The organism is Frankia sp. AiPa1 (genome assembly GCF_023243075.1).
Taxonomy (GTDB): Bacteria; Actinomycetota; Actinomycetes; order Frankiales; family Frankiaceae; genus Frankia.
Genome location: NZ_JALKFZ020000067.1, coordinates 1 through 6,749 on the forward strand (window position 1 = coordinate 1; position 6,749 = coordinate 6,749).

The window sequence follows — 6,749 nt, forward strand, 5'->3', positions numbered from 1 at the left end:
TGGCAGTTCACCACCGACGACGCCCGCACCAAACTCCGCCACCTATACCCCACACATTAGCAGCGACAGTCTACTAGTAGTTGTTCAGCTGGGCGCGCTGTTGCCTTCGGAGGATCTGGCGCACGCCCGGGGCCTCGGTAACCGTGTTCAGACGGCGCGGGCGAGCTCGGTGAACGCAGCAGCAAGCCGAAGGTGCGGGTCGGTGTCGACAGCGAGTTCGTGATGGCCTCGGCGGATGTTCTGGACGAGGGCATGTCCAGCGCTGATCGTGTGGACGGAGCGGAGGCGTCTCAGACCACGCATCGGGCGGAGCCGGGCTTTGAACCGGCGTTGATCGGCTTCGATCCGGTTGTTCTCCTGCGCGGCATCCACGTGCCAGGCCTCGGGCACCAGCTCGTCGAGGAGCTGCGGGTAGACGGATGGCTTGTCGGTGGTGACCTCGACTGGCCGGCGCCCGTGGGACAGCGCCGCGGCGAAGAACCTGCGGGCTGCCGCCTGGTCGCGGCGAGTGCTGGCCAGGATGTCGATGACCTGCCCGTGCTGGTCAACCGGCCGGCGCACGTAGGTCCACCGGCTGACGTGCCCCTGTTCGTTCCCATGCCAACCGGCGTGCGCGGCGGCGGCAGAGCTAACTGGCTCGTCGTGCCCCGGCTGGTACCCACGCCGGTGGTGCCGGCACGCGTCCCGTGTAATCGTAGATCGTTAGGCGGCGGTCCACACCGCCGAGCCTCGGCCTTCAAACCCCTGCCTTGCGAAGTCGGCCGCTCCATCGAGAAGCGTGAGAAGTTCGTCCGTGTCAAGGATGCGTGCGCCGATCCCGGCGCACTCGTCGAGGCCCTGCGGATAGGCGCGGGACAGCGCGTCCGCCACGACGACAAGGTTGAAGTCCCGCTCGCTGGCCTCGTAGATGGTGGTGCGCGGGCAGTTGGGGAAGTTGGCACCGACGACGGTCACCGTCTCGACGCCAAGCATGCGCAGATGTGCCTCGAGCTCGGTGGCGAAGAACGCGCCCCACCGCGGCTTGTACATCGCCCACTCGTTCGGCCCGACAGGCTGCAGTTTTCCGGCCAGCAGCGACTCGTGGTCGAGGGAGAACGGGGGCTGGGGCTGCAGTTCGGTCCGCACCTGGCTGCCTTCGGTGCCCGGCCGCACGAGCGGCACGCCCGACGCGAGTAGCGGGCGTCGACACAGGTCCGCGTTGGACCCGTCCGCGAGGTAAAGGCGAACGACGTGAACGACGGGCAGCCCGACCGCCCGGAACCCCGACACGACCCGGGCGATGGTCGGCACCAGTGCGTCGGTCCCGGGAACGGCATGCGGTGCGGATCCAAGACTGAAGTCGTTCTGGACGTCGATGACGAGCAATGCCAACTGGTCCAACGAAGACGATTCGGCCACGGGACACTCCCTTCGATCCAGCGAAGGAGGGGCGGAGGAGAGCATCAACCTCCGTGTGACCATCATCTGTGGGCTTCCGTCACCCTATCCGTCAAGATGAGGTGAGTCAGGTGATGGTTATCATCTTGTGACCTGGGCGGGTTGGGAGAGGAAGATCGTGACTGTGGTGGGGACGGCTGGGCGTGGCCTGGTCGATGATGTCCGTGTGGACGGACGTGAGGGCGGTGGCCGGCGGCCGGACCCGGAGGTCGAGCCGAAGGCCCGGCGGCGGTCGTTTTCGGCGGCGTACAAGCTGCGGATCCTGACCGAGTACGAGGCGGCCCCGGACGACAGAAAGACGCGATCCTGCGGCGAGAGAATCTGTACTCGGCGCATATCGTGGAGTGGCGTAAGGCCCGAGAGGCCGGGGCGCCGGCCGGGTTGTCGAAACCGAAGGGACGCCCCCCGGTCGACGATCGTGACAAGGAGCTGGAGAAGCTCCGAGCCCAGAACACGAAACTGGAGAAGGAACTGGCGAAGGCCCAGTTCGTGATCGATGTCCAGGGAAAACTTGCCGCGCTCTTGGAGAAACTCTCCGAGGGCGCTCCCGACGAGAACCCGCCATCGCCGAACACGCCGACAAGCTGACCGAGGAAGCCCTGGAAAAGCTGGTCCCGAAGATCGGTGCCGTCGCGGCGTGCCGGGCGGTGAGCCGGTCCCGGGCGACGCATTACCGGCGGCACCGGAAAAGCCCGGCCCACCGCGGCCGGCGCCGATCCCGCACAAGGCGCGCCGGCGGCCCTGTCAGCCGATGAGCGGGCCCGGGTCCTCGACATGCTGCGCTCGGAGCGATTCGTCCGACGCCTCCCCGGACCAGGTGTGGGCGGCCCTGCTGGACGAGGGGATCTACCTGGCATCCCCGCGCACCATGTACCGGCTGCTCGCCGAGCACAGCGCTTCCCGAAGGCGGCCCTAAAGCAGATCGTTCTCCATCCTCTTGAGCATGGTCGAATCCTCGCCGAGATCGTAGGACTCCAGGCCTTGCAGGTCGAGGTCGCGCCTAAGCGCGAGGAGTGCCTGATTCCTCCAACCGTAGAGGTCGCCGGGATGGTACGCACTGCCATCCCGGGCCCAACGGCGGCAGAAGTGGCGTACCTGAAGTATCGCGCCTCGCGTTGTTTCATCAGCGGACATTCCGCCTACCGAGTACAGCCACTCATTGAGTTGCGTAGCTACCGTGCTCGCGGTGGCGGCAGTGACCGGAGTAGGTCCACCCTTGGAGAGCTGCCGGAGGATCTCGAAGGCCGCCGGGTACGCGGAAAGACGCGCTTTCTGTAGCTCCAGGTTCCACGACGTCTTCATCTCGCTCCGCCACTTCAGCCGCTCGCGACTGAGCTGCTGGAAAGACAGCACAGCGCCGAAACCGGCGACCACCAGCGCCACCCCTCCCGAGATGAGAGCCGTCGCAACTGGATCGTTCATTGTCCCCCCCGTTCCCCAAAGAAGATCAATAGCATGAGCGAGGCGGGAGCGCAAGGTAAGCGGGCGCTGTCAGGAAGTTCGCCCTACTCCGCGGCAGGAGCGCAAACCGGACCGGAACAATCTAGGTCGTCCGTCGGACGCAAGGCGTGTGCTGCACAGGTCTCCCTACCTGAGCCGGCGGGACGCCCAAGGGCCGCGGCAGACGCTGACGGGAGTTGTTCGCGGACCGCGAGGATGACTCATCCTCCTCCTATCCGCTGGCCGACCCTTCCACGTTCCGTAACCGTCTTCCGGCGTTCGGCCGTACTGCAGTCGTACTGCAAAGGGGGACAGACGTCGATCGACGTCCCCGATGTCGCTCTGCACCGGCAGACGCCGGTGGACGTTCGTGGACGGTGCGCCGAGGTCTACGGATCAGAAGGTTGGGGGCTCGATTCCCTCCGAGCACACGCGCGGTTGAGACAGGCCAGAGCCCCGCACCCCATCCAAGGTGCGGGGCTCTGCCGCTTTCCGGCCCCGAATACTGCCGGCAGTACTGCCGGACACCTCAGGCGTCGTCCGTCTCGCCCTCACTCTCAGCCGAGGGTCACCGGGAGAAGCTCGAAGGCGTCGCAGTGGCTGGGAACGACGATCTGGAAGTCCCTGCGGTCGACTGTCGCGACCTTGGATGTGCCCAGGCGTTCCGCTGTAGCGACGACGGCGGCGTCGACTGCGTCGAGCGGAAGATCGGCATAGCGCCGCACGAGCTGGGCAGCGCGGTCAAGGTCGGCGGCGGTCGGCGCCTCCACGTCAAGCTCTCCGGCCGCCAGTGACTCCAGGAACGCGGCGGCCAGTTGCGGTGTTCCGTGCCCCCGCCGCGCAAGCAGATAACAGACTTCGGTGATGACCATCGCGGGAACGACCAGGGTCTCGGCGGCCGTCACGAGGAAGTGGGCACACGACTCATGGAACCTGTCCCGCTTGTTGATGGCGGCGACGAGTACGCCGGTGTCGACAACTATCGTCACCGGTCGGGCTCGCCCAGTTCCTCGCGAAGTACCCGAGATGAGCGTTCAGCCAGGTCGTGTTCGCCATCCATGATCCCGATGAACGACAAGCGGCGCACCGGCGTGGCTGCGCTGTCGTCGACGGGCTGCACGGACCCGGGGGCCGGACGCGAGCCGAGCATGCCGCCGAGGATCACATAAAGAGCCTCCACCTGGGCAGGCGCAAGCCGATCCACCATCCGGTGCACATCGCCCACATGCGGCGCAGTTGTCATGATGCCAGCGTAGTCCGGTCGGACGGGCGGGTAGCGCGTCAGCGAGACGGACGCGCCATCGGCAACCCCGCCCGGGTGACCAGGACGCTCGTCTGATCGCTCCTACGCCTGCCGCGCAGTGCGCCGCGGCGAGGCCAAAGCCCGCTGTCTAGTCCCACCTGATGTTTGACGTTTCGGTTCCACCTGATGGTTGACGGCAGGGCTAGGAAACTGAGGTGGCCTTGGGGGGCCGCTGAACCTTGATCTTCGTGACGGGTTGGGTGGTGGTTCGAGCGTGGGTCCGCAGTTCGCCGTCGCCGTGGTCGATGGTGATCGTGTGTTCGGCGACGTGGATGGTGACGGTGCGCCGGGCGTTGTGCCGGCCGATCGAGATCTTCTGGCCGACGACCACCATGATGATCCCGCTGTTCGACGCGCGTCGTTGGACGGTGACTGGTTCGGCGAACAGGATCTGTCCACCGAGACCGAAGGTGCCTGCTTTGCTCAGGGTCCGGTCGGCCTCGAGCGCCGCGCCGGGTTCGATGGGTGGCAGCGGGGGTGGTCCGGCGGGTCGTCCGCCGCGGGTAGCGAGGGTGGCCAGGTCGTTGACGGACAGGTGCGAGCGGACGGTCTTGCCCCTGGCACCGGCGATCAGGAGATGAATGACGTCGAGGTCGGCCCAGAAGGTGACGGTCAGACCTGCGCGGGCGGGGCCGAGCCAGAACTGTATACCGGCCACGGCCATGTTCCCCGAGGCGGGCACGACCCGATCGAACTCGACAGGGCCGCCCGTCCACGGCGCCGGCAGCGGGGCACCGACCACGGATTCGTCCGGTGCGGCCGGCGGCTCGGCGGACTCGGGCTGGTCGGCCGCGGACCGGGGTGGCGGCACGGCATGGAGCGCGGCGGGCAGTTCAAGTGGGAGCAATGCCCGTTCGCCCTCGGGGGTCGGGCGGAACCGGGAGGCCGGGGTGGCCATGTCCAACGCCTGATGCGGCCGGGCCGTGTTGTCGTCGACCCGCCAGCGGTCGGGCGCCGCCTGGGCGGCAGACAGGTCCGGGTGGATCTCCCCGGTGTCGAGGAGTTCCCGGCGCGGCGTCTGGTGCATCCGTTCGACCTTGCCGGTCGTGGTGGGCGACGCCGGGCGGGTGAGGCGGTGGCGGATCCCGTGGGTCCGCCAGATCCGGTCGAACAGCACCTCCCCACCTTTCCCGAACCGGTCGGTGACCTGTTGGCCGTTGTCCGTGAGGACTTCCTCGGGCACCCCGTAGGCGACGAGCCGGCGGAGACGACACTGACCGCGCACTCGCCCGGGGCAGCCTCACCATGACCATCCTCGACCGGCTCTCCCGCCGCCGGCAGCCCCGCAACTCCACCCGCGAACAGACGATCCGCCACGCAGAGATCCGCCGTCTCGCCATCGCGCTACGCGAGAACACCCCCGCGCTCAAGACCAACAGCGCGCAACTCCGCGAGATCGTGGACGACCTGATGCCCGGCCTGACCGCGCGCCGCAGCTTCGGACCTGTCACCGCCGCCCAGGCGATCGTGAGTTTCTCCCGCACCGGACGATGCCGCAGCGACGCCGCATTCGCCGCCCTGGCCGGCACCAGCCCCCTGGAAACCAGCAGCGGACGCACCATCCGTCACCGGCTCAACCGCGGCGGAGACCGCGCCCTCAACAGCGCCATCCACACCGTCGCCCTTGTCCGCATGCGCTCCTGCCCGACCACCCGCGCCTACGTCACCCGCCGCACCGCCGAAGGCAAGACCAGCAGAGAGATCCACCGCCGCCTCAAGCACTACATCGCCCGCGAGCTCTACCGCGCCCTCACCGCCGCACCCGCACTCGCCACAACCACCACACCAACCCCTTGACAGACATAGAAGCGTCAGAAGGTTGGGGGTTCGATTCCCTCCGAGCGCACGCACGGTTGAGACAGGCCAGAGCCCCGCAGCCCCCATCCAGGGCGCGGGGCTCTGCCGCTTTCTCCAGCAACGGATGCAGCGACACCGCCGCTCATGCGATCGCGGCGATATCCCCGTCATCGAAGTAGATCGCCTGGTGCAGCCGGCCGCCGAGCGCAGCGGCGTAGCGAGCCACCACATCCTGACCGGACAGCGAACCCTGCTCGATCTGCGAAATCCGTCCCTTGGTCACACCCATCCGCTCCGCGACCTGCGCCTGCGTCAGTCCCCGCTCCCGGCGCACCTCAGCAAGCCGATGACCCACCGCGACCGCGAGGAGTTCCTGGCGACCGGCAGCAACCGCCTCTTCCCCGCCAGCCCGGACAACCTGCTCGGCACGAATGTCAGACCACCGTGTATAGCCGCTCATCACTGACAGCCCTCTCCCTCGCCGCGTTCCGCCAGGTAGGTCTTGTAGCGCTGCTCCGCAAGCGGGACCGCTTCGGCATACCAGCCGTTCCACTGCCCCGCCTTGCCTCCGGCAACAAGCAGGACGCTCGAACGCCACGGGTCGAAGCACAACAGGATCCGCACCATCCCCGGCCTGAGTTCCTTCAGGTTCGGCAACGACGAGCCGCTGATCGCGTCGACGAGCGGCCTCCCTAGTGAGGTGCCTCTTTTCTTCCGGACAGTGCCCCCTACTAGAATAGGGGGCATCACGGAAGGAGGATTAGTTGACGCG

At 67.5% G+C, this 6,749-nt stretch carries 9 protein-coding genes and 1 pseudogene; 2 read left to right on the forward strand and 8 right to left on the reverse strand.

Annotation, left to right across the window (positions count from 1 at the left end):
• Positions 1-147: 147 nt before the first annotated feature.
• Both MXD95_RS07220 and MXD95_RS07225 read right to left on the reverse strand, forming a co-directional pair.
• Positions 148-573: pseudogene (locus MXD95_RS07220) on the reverse strand (DDE-type integrase/transposase/recombinase); the annotation flags it as partial.
• Between the two features lie 129 nt (positions 574-702).
• On the reverse strand, positions 703-1,398 hold the full coding sequence (locus MXD95_RS07225; RefSeq protein WP_250639768.1) for a cysteine hydrolase family protein: 696 nt from the start codon (positions 1,396-1,398) through the stop codon (positions 703-705).
• A 378-nt stretch (positions 1,399-1,776) separates the two neighbouring features.
• Here MXD95_RS07225 and MXD95_RS07230 point away from each other — a divergent pair, with 378 nt between their 5' ends.
• Positions 1,777-2,025, forward strand: coding sequence for a hypothetical protein (locus MXD95_RS07230; protein ID WP_250639769.1), 249 nt, complete (start codon positions 1,777-1,779; stop codon positions 2,023-2,025).
• A gap of 324 nt (positions 2,026-2,349) precedes the next feature.
• Here MXD95_RS07230 and MXD95_RS07235 read toward each other — a convergent pair whose 3' ends face one another.
• The 4 genes from MXD95_RS07235 to MXD95_RS07250 all read right to left on the reverse strand — a co-directional run bounded on the left by MXD95_RS07235 (position 2,350) and on the right by MXD95_RS07250 (position 5,405).
• The gene (locus MXD95_RS07235; protein WP_250639770.1) at positions 2,350-2,859 is read right to left on the reverse strand and encodes a hypothetical protein; all 510 of its coding nucleotides are present in this window, start codon (positions 2,857-2,859) and stop codon (positions 2,350-2,352) included.
• A 575-nt stretch (positions 2,860-3,434) separates the two neighbouring features.
• Positions 3,435-3,866, reverse strand: coding sequence for a type II toxin-antitoxin system VapC family toxin (locus tag MXD95_RS07240; protein ID WP_250639771.1), 432 nt, complete (start codon positions 3,864-3,866; stop codon positions 3,435-3,437).
• The gene (locus MXD95_RS07245; RefSeq protein WP_250639772.1) at positions 3,863-4,102 is read right to left on the reverse strand and encodes a hypothetical protein; all 240 of its coding nucleotides are present in this window, start codon (positions 4,100-4,102) and stop codon (positions 3,863-3,865) included. Before MXD95_RS07245 ends, MXD95_RS07240 begins: the two co-directional genes overlap by 4 nt.
• Positions 4,103-4,322: 220 nt before the next feature.
• Positions 4,323-5,405 carry an integrase core domain-containing protein gene (locus tag MXD95_RS07250; protein WP_250639773.1) on the reverse strand — a complete coding sequence of 361 codons (1,083 nt, stop codon included), beginning with the start codon at positions 5,403-5,405 and terminating at the stop codon, positions 4,323-4,325.
• Between the two features lie 20 nt (positions 5,406-5,425).
• On the opposite strand from MXD95_RS07250, the gene MXD95_RS07255 reads away from it, so the two are divergent.
• Entirely contained in the window at positions 5,426-5,977 is a 552-nt protein-coding gene (locus MXD95_RS07255; protein ID WP_250639774.1) for a transposase, read from the forward strand.
• A 142-nt stretch (positions 5,978-6,119) separates the two neighbouring features.
• Here the strand turns inward: MXD95_RS07255 and relB are convergent, their stop codons facing one another.
• Positions 6,120-6,437: a type II toxin-antitoxin system RelB family anti-toxin gene (gene relB / locus MXD95_RS07260; RefSeq protein ID WP_250639775.1), complete on the reverse strand. Its 318-nt coding sequence runs from the start codon at positions 6,435-6,437 to the stop codon at positions 6,120-6,122.
• Positions 6,437-6,749, reverse strand: a 313-nt coding sequence (locus MXD95_RS07265; protein ID WP_250639776.1) for a type II toxin-antitoxin system RelE/ParE family toxin, incomplete at its 5' end; no start/stop codon positions are given. The genes relB and MXD95_RS07265, both read right to left, overlap by 1 nt.

What these genes read in the sequence shown, in the direction of transcription:
- relB (WP_250639775.1), bottom strand. Translation starts at nt 6,437, where the DNA reads ATGAGCGGCTATACACGGTGGTCTGACATTCGTGCCGAGCAGGTTGTC.
- MXD95_RS07235 (WP_250639770.1), bottom strand. Translation starts at nt 2,859, where the DNA reads ATGAACGATCCAGTTGCGACGGCTCTCATCTCGGGAGGGGTGGCGCTG.
- MXD95_RS07255 (WP_250639774.1), top strand. Translation starts at nt 5,426, where the DNA reads ATGACCATCCTCGACCGGCTCTCCCGCCGCCGGCAGCCCCGCAACTCC.